The 21,833-nt window shown below is 40.0% G+C and carries 18 protein-coding genes; 15 read left to right on the top strand and 3 right to left on the bottom strand.

Annotation, left to right across the window (positions count from 1 at the left end):
* Positions 1-3: 3 nt before the first annotated feature.
* From BM097_RS10475 to BM097_RS10425, 11 genes are all read left to right on the top strand, one after another.
* A complete protein-coding gene (locus BM097_RS10475; protein WP_090549133.1) occupies positions 4-720 on the top strand; it encodes a cysteate racemase in 717 nt (238 codons plus the stop codon).
* 57 nt (positions 721-777) lie between these two features.
* On the top strand, positions 778-2,289 hold the full coding sequence (locus tag BM097_RS10470; protein WP_090549130.1) for an amino acid adenylation domain-containing protein: 1,512 nt from the start codon (positions 778-780) through the stop codon (positions 2,287-2,289).
* Between the two features lie 248 nt (positions 2,290-2,537).
* On the top strand, positions 2,538-2,771 hold the full coding sequence (locus BM097_RS10465; RefSeq protein WP_028243032.1) for an acyl carrier protein: 234 nt from the start codon (positions 2,538-2,540) through the stop codon (positions 2,769-2,771).
* Positions 2,772-2,775: 4 nt separating this feature from the next.
* Positions 2,776-4,368: an MBOAT family O-acyltransferase gene (locus BM097_RS10460; RefSeq protein ID WP_090549127.1), complete on the top strand. Its 1,593-nt coding sequence runs from the start codon at positions 2,776-2,778 to the stop codon at positions 4,366-4,368.
* A 54-nt stretch (positions 4,369-4,422) separates the two neighbouring features.
* A complete protein-coding gene (locus BM097_RS10455; protein ID WP_242944697.1) occupies positions 4,423-5,481 on the top strand; it encodes an SGNH/GDSL hydrolase family protein in 1,059 nt (352 codons plus the stop codon).
* A 100-nt stretch (positions 5,482-5,581) separates the two neighbouring features.
* Positions 5,582-6,397 carry a flagellin gene (locus BM097_RS10450; RefSeq protein WP_090549124.1) on the top strand — a complete coding sequence of 272 codons (816 nt, stop codon included), beginning with the start codon at positions 5,582-5,584 and terminating at the stop codon, positions 6,395-6,397.
* Positions 6,398-6,559: 162 nt separating this feature from the next.
* Positions 6,560-8,692 carry a hypothetical protein gene (locus BM097_RS10445; RefSeq protein WP_090549121.1) on the top strand — a complete coding sequence of 711 codons (2,133 nt, stop codon included), beginning with the start codon at positions 6,560-6,562 and terminating at the stop codon, positions 8,690-8,692.
* A 144-nt stretch (positions 8,693-8,836) separates the two neighbouring features.
* Entirely contained in the window at positions 8,837-11,047 is a 2,211-nt protein-coding gene (locus BM097_RS10440) for a hypothetical protein (RefSeq protein ID WP_090549118.1), read from the top strand.
* A 165-nt stretch (positions 11,048-11,212) separates the two neighbouring features.
* Positions 11,213-12,085: an NAD(P)/FAD-dependent oxidoreductase gene (locus BM097_RS10435; protein ID WP_090549115.1), complete on the top strand. Its 873-nt coding sequence runs from the start codon at positions 11,213-11,215 to the stop codon at positions 12,083-12,085.
* A 30-nt stretch (positions 12,086-12,115) separates the two neighbouring features.
* Complete coding sequence (gene trxA / locus BM097_RS10430; RefSeq protein ID WP_090549113.1) at positions 12,116-12,427, top strand: thioredoxin; 312 nt, start codon at positions 12,116-12,118, stop codon at positions 12,425-12,427.
* Between the two features lie 19 nt (positions 12,428-12,446).
* On the top strand, positions 12,447-12,887 hold the full coding sequence (locus tag BM097_RS10425) for a MarR family winged helix-turn-helix transcriptional regulator (protein ID WP_090549110.1): 441 nt from the start codon (positions 12,447-12,449) through the stop codon (positions 12,885-12,887).
* A gap of 18 nt (positions 12,888-12,905) precedes the next feature.
* Here the strand turns inward: BM097_RS10425 and BM097_RS10420 are convergent, their stop codons facing one another.
* Both BM097_RS10420 and BM097_RS10415 read right to left on the bottom strand, forming a co-directional pair.
* Complete coding sequence (locus tag BM097_RS10420) at positions 12,906-14,090, bottom strand: hypothetical protein (protein WP_090549106.1); 1,185 nt, start codon at positions 14,088-14,090, stop codon at positions 12,906-12,908.
* Positions 14,091-14,115: 25 nt separating this feature from the next.
* Positions 14,116-15,063 carry a tetratricopeptide repeat protein gene (locus tag BM097_RS10415; RefSeq protein ID WP_090549103.1) on the bottom strand — a complete coding sequence of 316 codons (948 nt, stop codon included), beginning with the start codon at positions 15,061-15,063 and terminating at the stop codon, positions 14,116-14,118.
* Between the two features lie 182 nt (positions 15,064-15,245).
* On the opposite strand from BM097_RS10415, the gene BM097_RS10410 reads away from it, so the two are divergent.
* Both BM097_RS10410 and BM097_RS10405 read left to right on the top strand, forming a co-directional pair.
* Positions 15,246-17,582, top strand: a complete 2,337-nt coding sequence (locus tag BM097_RS10410; RefSeq protein WP_177197435.1) for a hybrid sensor histidine kinase/response regulator — start codon at positions 15,246-15,248, stop codon at positions 17,580-17,582.
* 13 nt (positions 17,583-17,595) lie between these two features.
* A complete protein-coding gene (locus BM097_RS10405; RefSeq protein WP_090549097.1) occupies positions 17,596-17,838 on the top strand; it encodes a hypothetical protein in 243 nt (80 codons plus the stop codon).
* A gap of 59 nt (positions 17,839-17,897) precedes the next feature.
* Here BM097_RS10405 and BM097_RS10400 read toward each other — a convergent pair whose 3' ends face one another.
* Positions 17,898-18,353, bottom strand: coding sequence for an acyl-CoA thioesterase (locus BM097_RS10400; RefSeq protein WP_090549094.1), 456 nt, complete (start codon positions 18,351-18,353; stop codon positions 17,898-17,900).
* A 115-nt stretch (positions 18,354-18,468) separates the two neighbouring features.
* Here BM097_RS10400 and BM097_RS10395 point away from each other — a divergent pair, with 115 nt between their 5' ends.
* Complete coding sequence (locus BM097_RS10395; protein WP_090549091.1) at positions 18,469-19,815, top strand: butyryl-CoA:acetate CoA-transferase; 1,347 nt, start codon at positions 18,469-18,471, stop codon at positions 19,813-19,815.
* Positions 19,816-20,028: 213 nt separating this feature from the next.
* Positions 20,029-21,591 carry a family 43 glycosylhydrolase gene (locus BM097_RS10390; protein WP_242944696.1) on the top strand — a complete coding sequence of 521 codons (1,563 nt, stop codon included), beginning with the start codon at positions 20,029-20,031 and terminating at the stop codon, positions 21,589-21,591.
* The last annotated feature ends 242 nt before the right edge of the window (positions 21,592-21,833 follow it).

The following is a 21,833-nucleotide window of genomic DNA, read 5'->3' as shown; positions in this document are numbered from 1 at the left end:
AATATGAAAAAACTAGGAATAATCGGTGGCCTCGGCCCAATGGCAACAGCCTATTTCATGCGCCGAATTATCGAAATGACCGATGCCGCCACAGATCAAGATAATATTGAAATGATTATTTACAACTGCCCAACCATTCCGGACAGAACAGGCTACATTTTAGGAAACAGCTCCCAGAGTCCACTTCCTAAGATACTGGAGCTTGCCCAGGGATTGGAGCGGCAGAATGTTGATTATATAGCAATGCCATGCATCACGGCTCACTATTTTCACGACCAGATAGCAGATAGCGTATTTGTGCCAGTTTCAAATGGTGTGCGTGAGGCCGCAGAATATCTACATACAAGAGGAATAAAAAATGTTGGCATAATGGCCACTGACGGCACAGCCCAGATGCATCTTTTTGATTCAGTTTTTAAGGACTACGACATCAAATGCATCTATCCTTCTGAAGAATGCCAAAAGCTGGTTATGTCTATCATCTATGATGATGTAAAAGCTGGCCGCAAGGTTGCAATGAAAGAGTTTGAGCTTATCAAATCAGAGCTTCTAGAAGCTGGAGCCGATGTAATAATCTTAGGCTGCACAGAATTATCCATAGTAAAACGCGACCACGCCGTAGGAGATAAGGTGCTAGACATCATAGACGTACTAGCCGCCGACTGCGTAAAAAAATGCGCAAAGCTAAGAAAAGAATACGAAGAATTAATAACAAAATAAAAAAAGCCTTCCCCCTCTGGGGGAAGGTGCCCCGAAGGGGCGGATGAGGGTAAAAAAATGCAAAACAACGTACTAGACTATTTAAACGAATCTTTAAACCGAGTGCCAACCAAAATCGCCTACGCCGATGATGAGGTACAGCTTACTTTTTCAGACGTAAAAAATATCATGGATTCCGTAGGCACAGGCCTGATAAACAAAGGCTGCAAGCGCGAGCCAGTTATCGTGTTCATGAAAAAGAGTCCAAACACCATAGCAACCTTTTTTGGTGTAATTAACGCAGGTTGCTATTATGTTCCAATCGACAGCGAAATGCCAGCTACCAGAATCAATCTTATTTTAGATAACTGCAAGCCACGTGTAATTATTTGTGATGATAGCACAGTGGAAATCGCAAAAGGCTTTGATTATAAGGCAGACATTGTTCTGTTTTCAGATATCGTAAATACGAATCCAGATTATGAGGCGCTTGCTCTTGTAAGAAAGAAGGCCATCGATACAGATCCAATCTATATCGTATTTACGTCAGGCTCTACAGGTGTGCCAAAGGGCGTGTGTGCCTGCCATCGTTCTGTAATCGATTATATCGAGCAGCTTTCAGAGACACTTGGCTTCAACGAGGACACTATCTTTGGTAATCAGACACCACTTTATTTTGACGCCTGCCTTAAGGAGCTTTATCCAACTCTTAAATTTGGAGCAACCACATACCTGATTCCACACTCATATTTCATGTTCCCAGTGAAGCTGGTGGAATATATCAATGAGCACAATATTAATACAGTTTGTTGGGTAGTTTCGGCACTTACAATGATTAGTGCCTTTGCTACATTTGATACAGTAAAGCCTACCACACTTCGTACTATTGCATTTGGTAGCGAGGTATTCCCAATCAAGCAGTTTAGATTATGGAGAGAGGCTTGCCCTGAGGCAAAGTTCTTCAATCTTTACGGTCCTACAGAGGGCACTGGTATGTGCTGCTATTATCCAGTGGAAAGAGAGTTTGCAGATGACGAGATAATCCCAGTAGGCTTCCCATTCAAGAACACCGAAATCCTTTTACTCAAGGATGACAACACATTGGCAGAAGATGGAGAGCAGGGCGAAATCTGTATCCGTGGTACATCAGTTACACTTGGCTACTACAACAACCCAGAAAAGACTAGCGAAGCCTATGTTCAAAATCCTTTGAATACAGCTTATCCAGAAATCATTTACCGCACAGGAGATATGGGCCACATCAACGAATACGGCGAGCTTATATTCCACTCACGTAAGGATTTCCAGATTAAGCACATGGGACACCGCATCGAGTTAGGCGAAATCGAAGCCAACGTAAACCTGGTCCCAGAAATAAAGCTTTCCGGCTGCATCTACGCCAAGGAACAGGGCAAAATCGTCCTCTATTACGTAGGCGACATCACAGAAGGCGACCTTATCAAGGCACTTAAAACAAAGCTGCCACGCTACATGCTGCCAAACAAGGTAAATCGCCTTGAAGAAATGCCATTCACAGCCAATGGAAAGATAGACCGTGTGCGTCTTACCAAGATGTTCGAAAGCCGTTAGTCCGCCTGTTACGCTAACAAGCATTATATTTCTCCGTCGAGCTGAAGAAAGCTCTCCTTGAGAAATATAATATCTTGTTAACTACAGGCTCATATAATAAGCGGCAACTCAACCTAGGCAAGCGCGAGGAGGAGGGCCCCATGTAGTTAAGGAGGGACCCCGAAGGGGAGGTTCCCTTGACTGCAATGGGAGGTGGCCTCCGGGAGCACGGAGTACTAAGAGGCCGCTACACGAAAAGGAGATAAAACATGGAAGAATTACTTACAATTTTAGGAGACTTACACCCAGAGGTGGATTTCACAACTGCAAAGGATTTAGTGACAGGAGGAATACTTGATTCATTTGATATTGTGTCACTGATTTCGGAGATTAATGAGGAGTTTGATGTTACAATTGGTGCAGCAGAGCTTACACCTGAGAATTTTGCATCAGCAGAGACAATCTATGCTTTGATTAAAGCTAAATTAGATGATGAGGATTAATTAAATGTTATTTACAAGCTACGAATTTTTATTATTTTTATTAGTAGTATTTATAATGTATTATTTGTTGCCAGGAAGGGCCCAGTGGTCCTTCCTGCTTCTTGCAAGTTACGCATTTTATTTTATGTGTGACCCAAGATATTTGATTTTTATTATGGTCACTACAGTGACTACTTTTTTTGCCGCCAAAAAGATTTCCGATAAAAAGGAAAGCTTTGATGCATGGTTCAAGGAGCATAAAAAGGAATATGAAAAGGAAGAAAGAAAAGCTCTAAAGGCTAAGGAGCATGCAGCTGAAAAGAAGATTTTCCTCGCCTGCCTTCTTTTGAATTTAGGTATTCTTGCGGTTACAAAATACACAAATTTCACCATCGCAAATATCAACGGCATTATGGCAAGCTTTGGAAGGCCAGATGGAATCTCATTTGTGGATTTGATTATCCCAATGGGTATTTCCTTCTACACCTTCCAGTCTATGGGCTACCTTATCGATGTATTCAATGGCAAGTTCAAGGCTCAGGATAATCTGTTCAAGTTTGCACTTTTTGTTTCATTCTTCCCACAGCTGGTGCAGGGTCCTATCAGCCGTTACGCTGATTTGAGCCAGACTCTTTATGAGGAGCACAAATTCGATTGGAGAACTGTAAGCTTTGGCTTAGAACGAATCCTTTGGGGATTTTTCAAAAAGCTTGTTATTGCAGATAGAATACTTGTGGCTGTTCAGGCAATCATTGCAGATCCAGATACCTATAATGGCTTCTACGCCTTTGCAGGCGCAATGTTCTATGCCTTAGAGCTTTATGCAGATTTTACTGGTGGTATTGATATTACTATCGGTGTGGCAGAGACAATGGGAATTAAGGTTACAGAAAACTTTATTCGCCCATACTTCTCAAAGAACATCAAGGAATACTGGAATAGATGGCACATTACCATGGGAACATGGTTTACAGATTACATTTTCTATCCTATATCTGCCAGCCAGTTTATGATGAAGCTTTCAAAGAAGAGTAGAGCACGCCTTGGAAATAATCTTGGCAAGCGTGTACCAGTTTACCTATCCAGCTTTATAGTTTGGTTTACTACAGGTATCTGGCATGGAGCCAGCTGGAACTTTATCGTATGGGGACTTGGCAACTTTGTAGTCATCATGATTTCCCAAGAGCTAGAGCCATTCTACAGATGGTTCCACAGCAAGGTTCATGTAGATGGCACCTTCGGCTGGAGATTGTTCCAGGTAATCAGAACAGTCCTTATCATGTCATCACTTCGTATGTTTGACTGCTACAGAGATGTACCACTTACCTTCAAAATGTTTGGAAGCATCTTTGCAGATTCAAGCTTTGCTCAGCTTACACCAGCAGCCTTTACAGGAATGGGCATTACAGGCTTTGACTATGCTGTTGTATTTGTAGGAATGCTTATTCTTATCACAGTAAGCTTAATTGGCCGAAGTGGAAGCGTCCGTGGCAAAATCGCAACCTGCGCCGCCCCAGTACGTTTTATCATCTGGTACGGATTATTTATGGCCACCCTAATCTTCGGCGCCTACGGCATCGGATATTCGGCCAGCCAGTTCATATATAATCAATTTTAATAATGCCTTCCCCCTCTGGGGGAAGGTGCCCCGAAGGGGCGGATGAGGGCATACATGAAAAAATTTATTTCAATTATATTAATTCTCACCATATCCATCACCGGCATCTTCTTCACCACCAAACTCCTAGAGCCTAAATACATGACAGGCATCCTAGAAGGCGCAATGATAGGTGAATACTACGACGACCCAACAGACCATGATGTGGTTTTCATTGGCGACTGCGAGCTTTATGAAAACATATCACCCGTTTACCTGTGGGAAAATTATGGCATCAATTCGTATATACGTGGCAGCGCTCAACAGCTTATCTGGCAGTCCTACTATCTGGCAGAGGAGACTATTAAAAGAGAGCATCCTGACATGATAGTTTTCAACGTGCTATCAATGAAATACAACGAGCCACAGAACGAGGCCTACAATCGCATGACCATCGATGGCATGAAATGGTCAGAAAGTAAGGTAGGTTCCATCAAAGCATCCATGATGGAGGATGAGCATTTCATTGAGTATCTGTTCCCAATATTGCGTTACCACAGCAGATGGAGCGATTTAAATTCAGACGATTTTAAATACTTACTTCACAGAGACAAGGTTTCCTTCAACGGCTACTACATGCGTGTAGATGTCAAGGAAGCCACAGATGTTCCTGAGGGTAGACCTCTTGCGGATTATCAATTCGGCGACAATGCCTATTACTATCTGGACAAGCTCACAAAGCTTTGCAAGGACAATGATGTTCAGCTTGTGCTTGTAAAGGCTCCAACACTTTATCCATATTGGTATGAAGAGTGGGACAAGCAGATGGTAGATTATGCAAAGGAAAACAATCTTACTTATATTAATTTCCTTGAGGCCCAGGATGAAATGGAATTAGATTGGACAAAGGACACCTACGACGGTGGCTTACATCTTAATCTTGCTGGTGCCGAAAAGCTTTCAAAATACTTTGGAGAGATTCTTTCAAAGGATATGCAGCTTCCAGATAGAAGAGGGGATAAAGCCCTTGAAAATTATTGGGATTCTGTTGAAAAGCGCTACAATGCAGAAATAAAAAGACAGACTACAAATTTAGAAAAGTTTGGTAACGTCCACGGCGATACTGAGGATTAGTAACAGATTTTTCACAGACAATATAATGGCACGGTGTTATAATAGTGTTAAGAATCGGAAAATGTTAAAACATGTATAACGAAAGATTGAGGTGTGTGTTATGAATATTCAATCTAACCTAAATACATCACAGTATAAGAACACTATTAATCACATGAAGGCCACTGAGGCTCACCAGAAGAAAAGTGCAAGGGAGCTTTCATCAGGCAAAAAGGTAAATACCGCAGCTGATGATGCAGTTGCACTTGCTATTTCAAAGCAGATTGAAAAAGAGGTTAACAGCTTAAATCAGGGCAGCAAGAATATATCTTATGGAATCGATGCGGCAAACATTGCCGATGGTGCACTTGCTAATATCTCGGATTCCCTTGGAGATGTTCAGCAGAACACAGTTCGTGCAATGAACGGTCTGTATTCAGACAGCGACAGAGCTATCCTTCAGGAGGCTAATAAGCAATCCATTGCCACAATTAATCAGACTATCAACCAGGCTCAATATAATGAAAAGAAGCTTTTGGATGGAAGCACTGGCGACATCAATATTTATACAGGCAATTCAAGCTCTACAATTGCAGAGGCTGATGCAAAAGCCGCAATGTCCGAGTTAGAGAACTTTGATATTTCAGGAAATCCAGACAAGATTTCCACAGATGCCCTAGATTCTACTTATTCAAAGCTTTCTTCTATGCGAAGCAAGATTGGAGCTGAAACTAATGGTCTTGAGGCTGCCTATAATGTAAATGGTAACACAGCAGAAAATCTTACAGCAGCTCAGTCTCGTAAGGAGGATGCAGATTTTGCAGATGCAATTACCAGAAGAAAGACTAGCCAGGTTGTTAATCAGGCTCAGAACATGGCGCTAAAAAAACAAATGGATAATGAAGCAAATCTTGTAAACAAGATGTTTGAGGCATAAAATTAATAAACTCATTAAAACCAAGCTTTTCGGAGCTTGGTTTTTTATGCCCTGTGTATTCTTACTCAATAATGGAAACTCGTGTCGTAAGTTTTAGTATCCCGCATATTTTCTATATGGTATAATAATCCACGGTTTTTATTTTTATGGGAGGATATTTTTATGAAGAAGAATTGCAAATTTGTTGCAATGATTCTAGCGGGTGCCATAGTTTTTCAGGCAGTTTCACCAATAACAGTATTGGCTGATGATGAAGTTACTGAAGTGACAGAAGCTTCAGAAGTAACAGAAACTACTACTAGCGAAAACGACACAAAAACAGAATCAGACACAACACAAGACGAGACTTCAAAGAAAGAAGAAACAACCAAGTCTGAAGAGGAAAACAATCAAAATGAAATCGATTTAGACAAATACGAGCTAATTGATCCAAAGGCTGATGAAGATTTCAATAAGGATGGTATTTCTGATTTAATGACAAAACGCCTTTGCGATGGAGACGTTCTTACCGAGGATGGCAAAAAGATATTTGGAAATGCTACCTATTTGGAGGTTCAAAGCTCAGACGATTTTGATTCAGATGGCCTCAAGAATGGTGAAGAAATTATTATCAAGGACGATAAGTACGCAGTACTTTTATCAGATCCTACAAAAGTAGATTCAGATAATGATGGCTACAACGATATTGACGAAAAGCAAGAAGACCGCATGGTCTATGGAATCAACGGAGGAGTTGTTGGTTCAGTTAGATTGGTGGCTCGTCATGATGAATCAACCAAGAATCCAACACATGGCCATGTTTACATTGTATACACCAGCTATGTGGATAATCTTAAGATTGATGTAGATGATATTTACGAATATTACGTTACAAACGAAGCTTACAGTAAAAAGCTTCAGGATGCTGCAAAGGCAGCTGAAACTGATGCTGAGGGTGCTGAAATCACATCATGGAGAAGCACTGTAGATGAAGTAAATAAGGCTAATAAAGAACAGCGCGCACAGGCAGCTAAGGATATGTACATTAGGGATGATAATCATGGCACGCATTCGCCAGCAGTAGTTATCCTTAATAGAGGTGATTATGTATCTATTGGCCACTATTCAATGGAAGATGCTAAGACACAGCAGATTTACTACGATATTGTTAATGGCATCTATTCAGAGGAAGTTGTTAATAAGCTTATGGAATTATATGCTGCAGCAACAGGCTCAAATCCTGATATGGAATATGTTAAGGCTCATTTGCCAGAGGTGGCAGGAGTTGTTCTTCCAAAGCTTCCAGAGCTTCTAAATAAGGTTTATAATGCTACTACTCCAGGTGGTGTTTGCATTAATAGAGAATTATATAATCAAAAATTAGAATATGACCAGGGGCCAAATGAAATTGTTGAATGTGACATCACTTTCGACCAGACAAGAAAGCTGTTAGATTATTATGGTGCTGAAAGTGTTAAGGAATATCAGTTCATGCCACATAACTGTACTACAGTTACAACCGAAGCATGGAACACAGTATTTGGATTTACAACAGATGATAATGGAAATGTTGTGAAGACTCAGTACTATGCAAATTCTGGTATCAAATATTTAGACTATCGCGCAGACCTTCCAGTTATGGTAAAGAATTCTATCCGTAACATGGGACTTATGGGCGTAAAGGGTTACGTAGGACCTAGAAAATATGTTACAGGTAAGGCTTTAGATAAATACGAAAAATCAACTGGAGCTACACCAACTACCTTTACAAAGCTTCAAATGATTGGAGCTATCATCAAGGAGAAGATTCAGCCAGTTGAACCTACACCAGCTGAGCCAACACCAGCTCCAGTAGTAGGTCCTACAGCACCTACAAATAATGGAAACAACACTTCTGTTAGCACTCCTGCTCAAAATGCTGCCCAGCCAGGACCTGTTGCAGTAGTAACTGCAACAGAACTTCAGCTTACAGCTCCACCAGCTACTGCAGCACTAAATACTACAAAGCAGGAAAAGAAGACTGCTGTAACTACTTCAAAGACTACAGCACCAGCTGTTGAAGAATCAGTTGAAGCAGAAGATGAAGAAAATGTAGAAATTGAGCCAACAAATGATGTGGCAGATAATACAAAAGATAGTTCAAAAGATAGTACAAAAGATAGTACAAAAGAAACTACAGTAATAAGTGATGAGGATGCACCTCTTGCAATTGGAAATAGTTTAATGGCTGATTTCCCATGGCCTGTGATTGGGGCAGTTGTAGCAGTAGGCATAGCTTGCGTTATCGCTGTAGCTTTAAGAAAAAAGGCTAAATAGCCTATTTATACGCTAAATTTAATAAATATAGCATATACAACAAAAATATCCTCTTGGAAACTAACAGGATAAAAAAGAGTTTCCATATAAGAAATTATATGGTATACTGTTCCTGTTTTTCGGTTTCAGGGAGGATATTTTTTTATGAAACAACATTACAAATTTGCAGCATTGGTACTTGCTGGAGTACTAGGTTTTCAAGCAATTTCACCTTTATCAGTATTAGCTGATAACGATGAGCTTCATGCAACAGAAACTGTAAATGCAGTTGAAGAAGTAGCTGAAGAATCAGTTGAAGAAGCTACTGATGAAGTAGTTGACGGTGAAGAGACAGAAATTTCTTTTGAGGAGCCTGTTATTAATGAAGAAGCAGTAGAAACAGGTGTGGTAGTTAGGGCTGAAGAGAATGACACAACAGATAAAACTACAGAAGAGAATATTTCTAATGAAGAGGAAGAAAAAGCAGAAGAAATCAACTTTGATGAGCTTGAAATGCTTGAGCCAAAGGATGGCGAGGATTTCAACGAGGATGGTATCTCAGACCTGATGACAAAGCTCCTTTGTGACGGAGAGATTCTTACTGAGGATGGCAAAAAAGCCTTCGGTGATAAGACATATCTTGAGGTTCAGGCTAGCAACGATTTAGATGCTGATGGTCTTCTCAATGGCGAGGAGGTTAAAATCCAGGTCATCGATGGCAAGGAATATGCAGTACTTATTTCAAATCCATTACTTGCAGATTCTGACAATGATGGCATCATGGATTTTGATGAAGCTGAAGAGGACAGAATGCTCTATGGTATCAACGGTGGTGTAGTTGGTTCTATCAGACTTGTTGCTCGTCACAGAGAATCATCATTCAATCCTGTAGATGGTCACGTTGGTATTGTTTACACCAGCTACGTTGATAATCTTACACTTAGCATTGATTCCATCTACAAGTATTATGTAACAAATGATGCTTACAAGGAACAGCTTCAGGATGCAGCCAAGGCTGTTGCTGAGGGTGATTATAAAGCAGCTGAAATAGTTTCATGGAGAAGTACAGTTGACGAAGTGACTGAGGCAAATGAGACAGAACGTACAGAAGCTACAAACGAAATGTTTATGCCTCATACAGAAGCGGAGGGCGATGTTTACCATAAGGAAAATACACCTGCTTCTGTTACACTTAACCGTGGCGATTATGTTACTATTGGTCAGTACACAGTAAATTATGTATCAGATCTTGTTGCAGATTATTATGAGCTCGCTAAGCAGATTTATGGTCCAGAGGAAATTGAGGCTGTACAGAAGCTTTACGAAGCAGCTACAGGAGAGAAGATTGACTATGCTTACGTTAGTCAGCATTTAGTTGAAGTTCTTAAAATCCTTGGCGCAAAGGCATATCCTTTATTTGAAGCAGTTTACAACAGTAAGACACCAGGTGGTGTTTGCTTTAATCAGGAGCTTTACAACCAGAAGGTTGGTTATGATCAGGCTCCTAACATGATGATTGAGCATGACATCACAATGGGCGAGACAGAAGCTGTACTTGGTGTTTTTGGAACAAGAGGTAAGGACAAATACAATGTAATGCACAACAACTGTGCATCTATAGCAGTAGAGGCATGGAATACTGCATTTGGTACTTGCACAGATTCAAAGGGCCATAGCTACTATATTCCATCAGGAATCAGCTACAATGGCTACAATATTGATTTACCTTTAATCGTCAAGAATACAATCAGAATTATGGGTATGATTGGTGTTGAAGGCTATGTGGGGTCAAAGCCTTACATCACTGGTAAGGTAGTTGAAAAGTACGTACCACAGCAGGTTGCTACACCTAAGACCTTTGATATTGTAAAGTTATTTATCAAGAAGGTTCAGCCAGAGGTTACACCTGGTAACACAGGCGCTGACAAGCCAGCCAACACACCAGCCAACACACCAGTATTAGTTGTACCTTCACAGCCTACAAGCAATCACACTGTAAACGTAGTAGCAAACGCAGCTACAGTTCCAGCAGAGCTTGTTACAGCTACAGATATCTTACTTGCAGCTCCACAGGCTACTCCAGTAGCTAACGCTAAGGTTGCACCAGCAAAGGCAACAGTTACTTCTACATCAGAGGCTTCTACATCAGAGGCTACAGAAGCTGAAGAAGAGGAAGAAGCTGTAGAGACTGAAGAAGAGTCAAAGGGCAATACAGCTATTGATTCAAAAGAAACAACAACAATCAATGATGAAGAGGCTCCACTTGCAATACAGGAAAATGTATTAAGCTTATCTTCATGGATTGCTATTTTTGCGGTAGCTGCATTAGCTATTGCTTTCATTATCGTTGTAATTGCTAAAAAGAGAAATAAATAGTTTAGCGTAATATAGGGCTTTAGGATATTTATCCTAGGGCCTTATTTTTTTTATAAAAAATTGTGTTGACAAAGGCAATTAGATTGAGTACAATTAAATCAACCTAAAAGATTGTACAAAATCTAATAGGCTTCCTGGGGATTTATCAAGGAGGTATAAAATAAAATGGAAAGATTTGATATTGCAATTATTGGTACTGGCCCAGCCGGCTTGGAGGCAGCCATTACCGCAAAAGTTAGAAATAAGACAGTATTATTGTTAGGTCAGAAGGGCTCATCGGATAAGGTTTCAAAGGCGCACACCATTCAAAACTACTTAGGTCTTCCTAATGTAGCAGGTGATGAGATGGCTAAAGCATTTTTAGACCATGCCGCATCAATGGGCGTTGAAATTACAGAAGATAAGGTAAACGCAGTTTACTCAATGGGTAAATACTTCGCTATTCAGTGCCACGGTGGTGATTACGAAGCCAGCTCAGTTATCGTAGCAGCAGGTATGACCACTATGAAGCCATTCCCAGGTGAGATGGAGTTCTTAGGCAGAGGAGTTAGCTACTGCGCTACCTGTGATGCAGCACTCTATAAGGGAAAGACAGCTATCATCATTGCTTACAGTGCTAATGATGAGGAAGAGGCAGAGTTTTTAGCAGAGCGTGCTGAAAAGGTTTACTACCTACCTCAGTACGAATACGCAGGAAGTCTTTCAGGTAATATAGAAGTAACAACAGGCGTGAAGCCAGCTTCCATTGCATACACAGATGGTAAAGCTTATCTTGCAACAGATGGTGAGACATACACAGCTGATGGAATATTTATCCTAAGAGAGCAGATAGCTCCATCACAGCTTGTTCCAGGACTTACAATGGATGGTAATCACATAGCTGTTGATAGACAGATGGCTACCAATATTAAGGGCTTGTTTGCCTGTGGTGATATTACTGGTGCACCTTATCAGTACATCAAGGCAGCAGGTGAAGGAAATGTAGCAGCACTTTCCGCTGTTTCATATTTAGCAGAGCTTAAGAAGGCTGAAAATTAGCAGTTGATTTAATTTGAAAGGAGATATAACATGGTAAAGAAAATTAATCAGGATGAATTCAAAACAATGGACAAGGCAGGAATCTCAGTTTTAGATTTCAATGCTACATGGTGTGGCCCATGTAAAATGCTTGCTCCAGTTCTTGAGGAAGTATCAGAGGATTTGGCTGGAAAAGCAAATTTCTACAGTGTGGATACTGATGAAAATCCAGATTTAGCTAGGGAGTATGGTATAATGAATATACCAGCCATCGTTGTATTAAAGGATGGAGAAAAAGTAGACATGAATGTTGGCTTCGTTCCAAAGGAAGCTCTTACAGATTTTGTGTCTAAGAACATATAATTAATAGAGGTGAATAACAATGGGCGATAAATACGATTGCTTAAAAATTACAAATCAGCTATGCTTTCCACTATATGCATGCTCTAAAGAAATAGTGAAAAGATATAAGCCATTTCTTGATCCAATAGATCTTACCTACACACAGTACATTACTATGATGGTTGTATGGGAAGAAAAGGAAATCACAGTTAAGGCTTTAGGAGATAAGCTATTTTTAGATTCAGGCACACTTACACCAGTGCTTAAGAAGTTGGAGCAGAAGGGTTATGTTAAGCGCAGCCGCTCTAAGGATGATGAAAGAAATCTTATCATTACACTTACAGATGAAGGTTTGGAATTAAAAAAGCAGGCATGTGAAATACCTGCTAAAATGGGCAAATGCGTTCAGCTATCGCCACAAGAATGTAATCAGCTTTATCAATTGCTTTATAAAATTTTGGGAAGCTTTGCAGAGGATTAATGATATAATAGCAAGTTTTTAGTCGAATATATCAAACACATCTACATTTTCACGAGCTTTATTAATGACATCGTCTATGAAAGAGGCGGTGTCATTTTTTATTGTGTCCCAATCGATAACATTAACATCAGATAAATCTGCGCCAGCATTTTCGAAAACATCACCCATGTTTTCTTCAGCTTTGATGGAACCCTTAATGTAGCCTTCAGCAAGAATTGTGCTGTTTTTGGCTACCTTGATGTTGGTAAGCTCTGTTTTGATTCCAGAATCAACATAGTTTAAAAATACTCCACAATCAATAGTGAAGACATCACCTGCATTTGTTTTATATGTAAGGTTGTCCTGATATGCGTTTGTATATGAAGACTCTCCATCACGCTTAATAGTAGCTGTAATCTCTTCATCATCTGGAAGAGGAGAATAAAGCTCAAGAGTACCAAGATTCTTACCATAGACAGAGATATAAGCACCTTTTGTTTTGTAGGAAAGGTCAAATACAATCTTTCTGGTGTGATTTAATTTATCCAAAAAGAGTGAACACTTCATATCATGGTCAGGAGCCTCCATTCCAAGAAGGTCCCAAATAAAATCACCCTCACCTTGAGGGATTACAATATCAAATTCGCGAGCCTCAGTTCCGTCTTCATCTACGTAAACATTATCAGTTTTGGTTATTTCGATGCTGCGTACAAAATTGTAGATGTTTTTCTTGTTGTTGTGGAACCATTCCCTGTTAATATCGTTGTTAAGGTTTGGAGCCTGAGGGAATAGATTGTCCCCAGTATCAAAGCCGTAGGAAATATCCCCTAGCATTGGAGCTACCAGATAAACTGTACTTTTATCTGCGTAAAAATCCATCTTTCCAATGTTTAGTACAAGAACATCCAAATCTGCCTTGCAAGAAAATTTTTCCTGCTCTGAGGAGCGCTGACCCTTAATGCTTCCACTGATTGAATAAGGAAAGCCTTTGATTTTTTTGATGTAGGCGCTTCCAGAATAACTAATATCCGAGTTGGTGTAGTTACGGAATAAGTCCTTCAAATCGATATTGTAGGCCAGATAATCTGGACTTTTAAGGGTGGACTCGGAAAAGTTGATAACCGATGCAAGCACCCTGACAGACGGGTTGAAATCTAATTCTGCCTTAATGAAAATAACTAGTGTAAAAATAATAATTACTGCAATTCCAATTTTTTTCTTCATGTTTCATTACTCTCCATAGAAGAAATTATAATAAATCGGAAGGTGTATCGGCAATAGACAATGCGATTGCGGTGTCCATCTCCAACAAATGCTGAGTAGCTTCAGCTTCCTTTACTGCAATGGTACCTTCGGCAAATTTAACACAGGCTGTGTGGTATTTTTCAGTATCCCCGCTAAGCTTGTACACCATCATATATAGCTGGGCTGCGTTCAGCTTCATATGTACATCATTTGAGATAGTGGCAGAGGATTCAAGGCTGATAGCAACAGCCTCGGCACGTTCAAATTCCTTCATTCCACAGAAGGTTTCTATCAAAAGGCGAAGGTCTTGAATGTAATCCTGAATAGTAATCCTTGAACTTTTTATAAATGTTACCAGCTCATCGATGTGCTCATAAACGTAATCTTCATCGCCCATGTGATAGTGAAGATTTGCATTGAGAACTGAAAGACTTAAATCGTGATGATGCATATCGTTTTTTATGGCAATCTCTCTAGCTCTATCTAAAAATGCTTCTGCATCAGAGTAGCGGTGGATATGCAAATACGAATAAGCCAAATTCATACATGCGACCATATAAGAATGAGGCTCATTAGGAAAATCAGTGCCATGGTCTTCCAAATCCTGCAAAGCCATTCGGCCATAGTTGATAGCGCTATCATAATCTCCAAGTATCATATAACGGTCACAGATGGTGGTGTAGAAGAAATGCTTTGCACCCAATACCCCTTTTTTATCAATATAGTTTAGAGCAGCCAGGCATTTGTGGAGCATCTTGCTATCGTAACCAAGGATGCCATAAGCAATGGCAAGCCCACGAATTGTCCAAATATATGAGATGTTATCATCTAATTCCTCATAGATACTAAGGGCCATATTTAGATTATCAATGGCAGGCTCAACGCTGTTGGCGTGAATCAGCTCCATCCCTTTATCATAATATTCTCGTGCAATCTGTTCTGAACTAGCCATATTTACCTCCTGTGAAACCATTAATCTACTAATCTTCGTAAAACTACCTCATACATTTTTAGTATAGCATGTTACACTTGTGCTAATGTTTAAAATTCTGTGACATTTTTCGTAACTTGTTGTTTTGGCTACTGTTAATGATTAAAATAAAACTAGTATATTTTGATTATTGGGGAGTTAATATGGAGAAAACTAATAAATTTGTATACCAGATTATTGTTACCTGTGGAATAATTTTATTTATTTTCGTTCTTGTCCTGATGATTTGGGGAGAGCATGCCCTACCTGAAGAACGAACATATAGTGATTTTTCTTTACGTGATTATAGTACTGGTTGGCAACGATTAGATGAGAATGGAAGGCTTGTAGATATACAGGTTCCGGGGGAGTATGAGCAATCCAATGTGAATCAGCTTGTAATTCAAAAGAAGATTACGGATGTTTCCGAGGATGGCTTGTACGTAACCTTCGATTCAGCCAAGCAGGATATCTTCGCTTATGTGGATGACAAGCTTGTTTATGAATATTCTACAAAGGATACCAGGCTGTTTGGTAGCAATAGCCCAGGCGCATTGATGTTTGTCCCTGTTGCAAAAGCTGATGAGGGCAAGAACTTAAAAATTGTTTTCGTAGGTGATAACAATTATTCAGGAGTTGTTGGTCAAATCAGAATAGGTACCCAGCTTGGAATAGTCAGCGATTTATTTGAAAGAGAAAAGCTTTCCCTGTTTCTTGCCGGTTTGCTCCTTATGGTTGGTTTTATAGCCTTCATTATTGGAGTAGGCGTTAAGATTTCCTACAATAAAACATTGCCACTGTTTTATGCTGGCTGGGTTGTAATGTGTGCTGCACTTTGGGCACTTGCTGAATCAAATGCAAGACAGTTTATAGCTCCAAACTTTACACTTATTTCCTATATTACATACCTAAGCCTGATGATGATTCCTTTTGTAATGGCCATGTATTTTGATAAATTGCAGGATAACAGATACCACATGTTTTATATGGTAGTTGAGGTGCTTGATTTGTTCGTGGCATATATTGGGCTGATTTTGCAGTTCTTTAACGATACAGATTTAAGCGGAATACTTCCATTTGCATTTATTGGAATTATTCTAACAGTGATAATATTTGTTATCACATTGATTTGTGATTTCATCCAGGGAAATTTAAAAGGATTGTTACCTGAAATGATAGGTATATTAGGTGGCATAGTTGCAGGGCTTATACAAATTAATGCCTACAGGACTCATCCTACATCTATCGACAGAGTGATTATTCTTTTGGGCTTGCTGTTTATGGTAGTTATGTCTTATATCAAGGCTCTTAATAATGTAAGAACCATGGAAAGAGATATGTATGCAGCAGTCCAGGCGCAAGAAGCTAGCACCGCCTTCCTTTCAAGAATGTCACATGAAATGCGTACACCTATAAATGCCATCCTAGGTATGAACAAAATGATTTTAAGGGAAAGCAAGGAAGAGAATATTCTTGATTATGCCCGTGATGTAAATGGCGCAGGCAATTATCTTCTTAGCATTGTAAACGAGGTCCTTGACTTAGCAAAGGTTACCGCAGGTAAAATTGAAATCGTGGAAGAGGATTACGACCTAATGGAAATGGTCCGCGAGTGCTATTCACTGGTACGTCCTAGAGCAAAGGCCAGCCGTCTTGCCTTTGAGGTAGACATGAGTGATGTTTTGCCTTCTGTATTACGAGGTGACAAGGACCGCATCATTCAGGTTATAACAAATCTACTTACCAACGCAGTAAAATACACTCCTGAAGGACGAATCACCCTTACTATTCGAGGTAAGATTTTTGAAGGCAGACTACTTCTCATTATCACTGTCAGTGATACTGGTATAGGTGTGGAAAAGGAAAACATACCATATCTTTTCGATTCCTTCAGACGTGTTGGGGAGTTCCAACACAAGAAAATAGAAGGAACAGGACTTGGCCTTACTATCACAAAACAGCTTATTGATTTAATGGACGGTTCTATTTCAGTAGAATCAGAGGTTGGAAAGGGAACCTCCTTTACTGTTGTAATCCCACAGGAGATTCGTTCTGTAGAACCATGCGGAGTATTTTCAATGGGCCCTAACGGTGATAGACGTGTGGCTGATCGTCATGAAATTTTCGACATACTTGGCAGCATCCTTGTGGTAGATGATGTGGCCATAAATCTTAGAGTATTTTCGATGCTTCTTAACAACACTGATATTACAGTGGATACAGCAATCAGTGGAGTAGAAGCAATTGAGAAGATAAAAAAGACAAAATATGATATGATATTTATTGATCATTTAATGCCAGGCATGGATGGTATCGAATTAAAGAATATTTTAGATTCTTTAGACGACAATCCGAACAAGGATACACCACTTATCATGCAGACGGCAAATGCAGTGGTCGGCGCCAAGGAAGAGTACGAGCGCCTTGGCTTCAGTGACTACATTGAAAAGCCAATCAAGGAGGAAGAGCTCCGCAAGCTAATTCGTAAATACATAATGTAAGGAGAATAATATTATGGCATTCAATCCAGCAGATTTATTAAGAGTGAGAAGTGCAGCTGCAAACTTCAATGCAAATCATCCAAAGCTTCTCCCATTTTTTAGCGCAGCCCGCACAAAGGCTATGACACCAGGTTCAATCATCGAAATCGCCATCTCAGATCCAAACGGCGAAAAAATCGAGACAAACCTTCGCGTCCACGAATCCGACATCGAATTCATCAAACTCCTAATGGAAATCGGCGCCAAGGGACAATAAATTATAAATGCCCGCCACCTACCCTGTGGTTCCACACCCCAAGGTAGGTGGCGGGCATTTTATTTAAATTCGAAGAATTTGGTGTCCAGTTCGGGATAGGCGCGCTTAATGGAAATTGGTAGCCCGCTGCGATCTATGAAGCAGTGGGTGGTACGTGCTACGGCCCGGTCCTCTCCGGTGGCTTTATCGTATATACGATATGCAACCTCCATTTCGTGGCCATCGTAGGATACCAGCTTTGTGTCTACCACGATGGTTTCGTCAAATTTTACTTCGCTTCTGTATTCAATGGAATGAGATATGATAGGGGAGCTGATTTCCATATCAAGCATTTGCTTGAAGGAAAGTCCCATCTGCTCCATAAGATTCATTCTGGCATCCTCAATCCAGTTTAGATAATTGGATGTGTGAATAATACCTTGTTGATCTGTTTCGTGATATTTAGTGCGATGCTCAAAAGGGGTAATTTTCATCTGCCTTTTAGCACCAGCAACTTCAATTTCTTGTTTTGCCATAGTCTCTTACCTCCTGATGAAATTCTATCTTTATTATACCACTTATATTGAAGTGAGAGTTGTAAAGTGATAAAATATATCTAATTGATAATTTTTTAACGAGCGGAGGTTTATTATGGATTTTCAGGCTGAATACAAAAGCAAGCTCACAACAGCTGAAGAGGCTGTTAAGGTTGTAAAGAGCGGAGATTGGGTAGATTATGGTTGGTGTACAGGTACACCAGATGCACTTGATAAGGCACTTGCAGCACGTACAGATGAATTACGTGATGTAAAGGTTCGTGGTGGTATTTTAATGAAGCTTCCAGCTATCTTCGAAAGAGAAGATGCAGGTGAGCATTTCTGCTGGAACTCATGGCATATGGGTGGTATCGAGCGTAAGCTTATTGCAAGAGGCTGCTCATACTATGCACCTATCAGATACTCTGAACTTCCTAGATACTATCGTGAGCACATCGAGCCAAACGATGTTCTTATGATTCAGACTACAACAATGGATAATCATGGATATTTCAACTTCGGACCTAATGCTTCACATCTTATGGCTGCAGTTGAAAAGTCAAAGCACATCATCGTAGAGGTAAATGAAAACATGCCTCGTTGCCTTGGTGGTTTTGAGGAAGGCATCCACATTTCAAAGGTTGATGCTATCGTAGAGGGCAGCAATCCTGCTATTTCAGAGATGGGCGCAGGCGGTGCTCCTACAGATGTAGATAAGGCTGTTGCAAAGCTTATCGTAGAGGAGATTCCAAACGGTGCATGCTTACAGCTTGGTATCGGCGGTATGCCTAACACAGTTGGTGCTATGATTGCAGATTCAGATCTTAAGGATCTTGGTGTTCATACAGAAATGTACGTTGATGCATTTGTAGATATTGCAAAGGCTGGCAAGATTAACGGTTCTAAGAAGAACATCGATAGATTCCGTCAGACATACGCCTTTGGTGCAGGTACTAAAAAGATGTACGATTACATGGATGAGAATCCAGAGCTTATGAGTGCACCGGTTGATTACACTAACGATATCCGTCAGATTTCTGCACTTGATAACTTTATCTCTATCAACAATGCTGTTGATGTGGATTTATTCGGTCAGATTAATGCTGAGTCAGCTGGAACAAAGCACATCTCTGGTGCAGGCGGACAGCTTGACTTCGTACTTGGCGCTTATCTTTCAAACGGTGGTAAGAGCTTTGTATGTCTTTCATCTACATTCACAACAAAGGATGGTACAGTAAAGAGCCGTATCCGTCCTACACTTGCAGACGGTTCTATCGTTACAGATACACGTGCGAACACACATTATCTTGTAACAGAGTATGGTAAGGTTTGCCTCAAGGGCCTTTCAGCTTGGGAGCGTGCAGAAAAGATTATCAGCATCGCACATCCTGATTTCAGAGATGAGCTTATTGCAGAAGCAGAGAAGATGCACATCTGGAGAAAATCCAATAAGATATCATAGAGTGATTTTAATTAAATAGCTAGATTATTTATTTAGGGCTTTGCGACTGCAAGGCTCTTTTTACTTTATTTTAGGAAATTACAATGTAATTCTTATAAAGAAAAACAAGCTGTCCTTGGAAGCTGTATCTAGCTATTGCCAGTTAAGGAAAATAGTGTTATATATAATGTTGAATTAATTTAGATAATTCTAAAATCAATAAAGGGGGATATGATGAAAAGAAGAGTTATCGCGATAATGCTTGGCATGGTATGTGCCTGCAGTATGGTAGGTTGTGGAGCGCCAAAGGAGGTTAGCATTGATAAATGTGATAAGGGAAATCCTATGGTAGCAGACAATCAGAATATCACTTATGGTGGTGACCCATCAGTGCTTGTTGATGGGGATACTGTGTATCTATACACAGGTCATGATGCTTCTACTGATGAAGAAGTAGGAAAGTCAATTTATAATATTCCAGAGTATCTTTGCTATTCATCAACAGATATGGTGAATTGGAAGGAAGAGGGAATAGTGATGTCTATGTCTGATGTGAAATGGGATAGTAATGACTCAAGCGCCTGGGCATCACAGGTAATGAAGCACACTGACCCTAGTGATGGTAAGGATAAATATTATCTTTACTACTGTAGCTGGGATAAGACAGGAAAGCAGTGCATAGGTGTTGCAGTTTCGGATTCTCCAACTGGTAAGTTTGAGGATATTGGGCAGCCACTTGTAAAGAGTACTGTAACTAAGCCTAATACCAGCACTTTCAATGATATTGATCCAACGGCCTGGATTGAGACAGATGAGGATGGTAAAGAGCACCGTTATCTTGCATGGGGAAATGGAATGTTTTTCGTGTGTGAGCTTAATGAAGATATGATTTCCATAACCGATGTAAATGGCGATGGCAAAATTACTAATGGTAAGGTGCCGGGTGAAGCTGACATTATTACCCGCACTGATGGCTTAGAAGCATATACTGAGGCACCTTGGATATATAGAAGAAGTGATGAAAAGGGAAATTACTATGGTGATTACTATCTTTTCTTTGCTCATCAGTGGAGAGAGTGTATGGCGTATGCAACTACAGATGATTTGCTTGAAGGCAAATGGTCTAAGACTACTAAGATAATGGAGCCAACAGCCACCTCCAATACAAACCATATGGCGGTATTTGATTTTAAGGGAAAGACTTACTTTGTTTATCACAATGGTTCCCTTCCAGCAGGTAGTGGCTTTAGGAGAACAGCCTGTGTGGTAGAGCTTTCCTTTAATGAGGATGGTTCTATAGATATGTTTGAGGAAAGTGCAGTAGGTTTAGATGGAACCATTTCTCAGATTAAGACTACCGATGCTAAGAGTATTGTATGCCATGAACCATTTGTTAATTCTTCTGCTGATGCAGATTATCCATATAGCAATATGAAAATATACTCCCAGGAGAAAGCTGATAATCCTAAGGATGGACAGTGGGTTATTCGTCCCGGTAAGGCGGATAGTGCCAATGATACTTATGTTTCTATAGAATCGGAAAACAAGCCAGGACTCTATATTAACGTAAATTCTGAGGGAAAAGTTACACTTTCTCAGGATACAAAGGCAAATGCTAATTCAGCAGCCAATCAGACATTTAAGACAGTTCAGGGCTTGTCTGATAAAAATGGGGTTTCCTTTGAAAGCGTAGCAATTCCAGGTAAGTACCTTACAGTGGAAAATGGTGTATTGGCTCTTTCAGAGGGTAAGGATAAGGAAAATGCTACATTTATTGTGGAAAACCAACAATATTAGGATTTCTTGGATTTTCCATAGCAAGCCTTTGCACCATATTCTTGATTCTTAGATTCTTCGTTAAATGGTTGAGTAAAAGAAGAAAAAGAAAATACGGTAAAATATTTTAGTTATTAAAAGCTGTTTCACATTAGTGGAGCAGCTTTTTAGTTTAAATATAATTAAAATAATTATTGAAAATCTAAACCTATTCTGATATATTATTTTTTGAAAAATAGCTAAGCATTTTTATTAGGGGCTTG

Source organism: Pseudobutyrivibrio sp. OR37 (assembly GCF_900113655.1).
In the GTDB taxonomy this organism is placed as follows: domain Bacteria; phylum Bacillota; class Clostridia; order Lachnospirales; family Lachnospiraceae; genus Pseudobutyrivibrio.
This window is presented reverse-complemented; position numbering and strand designations above follow the sequence as displayed.

What these genes read in the sequence shown, in the direction of transcription:
- BM097_RS10475 (WP_090549133.1), top strand. Translation starts at nt 4, where the DNA reads ATGAAAAAACTAGGAATAATCGGTGGCCTCGGCCCAATGGCAACAGCC.
- BM097_RS10465 (WP_028243032.1), top strand. Translation starts at nt 2,538, where the DNA reads ATGGAAGAATTACTTACAATTTTAGGAGACTTACACCCAGAGGTGGAT.
- BM097_RS10410 (WP_177197435.1), top strand. Translation starts at nt 15,246, where the DNA reads ATGGAGAAAACTAATAAATTTGTATACCAGATTATTGTTACCTGTGGA.
- BM097_RS10395 (WP_090549091.1), top strand. Translation starts at nt 18,469, where the DNA reads ATGGATTTTCAGGCTGAATACAAAAGCAAGCTCACAACAGCTGAAGAG.
- BM097_RS10425 (WP_090549110.1), top strand. Translation starts at nt 12,447, where the DNA reads ATGGGCGATAAATACGATTGCTTAAAAATTACAAATCAGCTATGCTTT.
- BM097_RS10445 (WP_090549121.1), top strand. Translation starts at nt 6,560, where the DNA reads ATGAAGAAGAATTGCAAATTTGTTGCAATGATTCTAGCGGGTGCCATA.
- BM097_RS10470 (WP_090549130.1), top strand. Translation starts at nt 778, where the DNA reads ATGCAAAACAACGTACTAGACTATTTAAACGAATCTTTAAACCGAGTG.
- BM097_RS10440 (WP_090549118.1), top strand. Translation starts at nt 8,837, where the DNA reads ATGAAACAACATTACAAATTTGCAGCATTGGTACTTGCTGGAGTACTA.
- BM097_RS10390 (WP_242944696.1), top strand. Translation starts at nt 20,029, where the DNA reads ATGAAAAGAAGAGTTATCGCGATAATGCTTGGCATGGTATGTGCCTGC.
- trxA (WP_090549113.1), top strand. Translation starts at nt 12,116, where the DNA reads ATGGTAAAGAAAATTAATCAGGATGAATTCAAAACAATGGACAAGGCA.
- BM097_RS10450 (WP_090549124.1), top strand. Translation starts at nt 5,582, where the DNA reads ATGAATATTCAATCTAACCTAAATACATCACAGTATAAGAACACTATT.
- BM097_RS10400 (WP_090549094.1), bottom strand. Translation starts at nt 18,353, where the DNA reads ATGGCAAAACAAGAAATTGAAGTTGCTGGTGCTAAAAGGCAGATGAAA.
- BM097_RS10435 (WP_090549115.1), top strand. Translation starts at nt 11,213, where the DNA reads ATGGAAAGATTTGATATTGCAATTATTGGTACTGGCCCAGCCGGCTTG.
- BM097_RS10405 (WP_090549097.1), top strand. Translation starts at nt 17,596, where the DNA reads ATGGCATTCAATCCAGCAGATTTATTAAGAGTGAGAAGTGCAGCTGCA.
- BM097_RS10420 (WP_090549106.1), bottom strand. Translation starts at nt 14,090, where the DNA reads ATGAAGAAAAAAATTGGAATTGCAGTAATTATTATTTTTACACTAGTT.
- BM097_RS10415 (WP_090549103.1), bottom strand. Translation starts at nt 15,063, where the DNA reads ATGGCTAGTTCAGAACAGATTGCACGAGAATATTATGATAAAGGGATG.
- BM097_RS10455 (WP_242944697.1), top strand. Translation starts at nt 4,423, where the DNA reads ATGAAAAAATTTATTTCAATTATATTAATTCTCACCATATCCATCACC.
- BM097_RS10460 (WP_090549127.1), top strand. Translation starts at nt 2,776, where the DNA reads ATGTTATTTACAAGCTACGAATTTTTATTATTTTTATTAGTAGTATTT.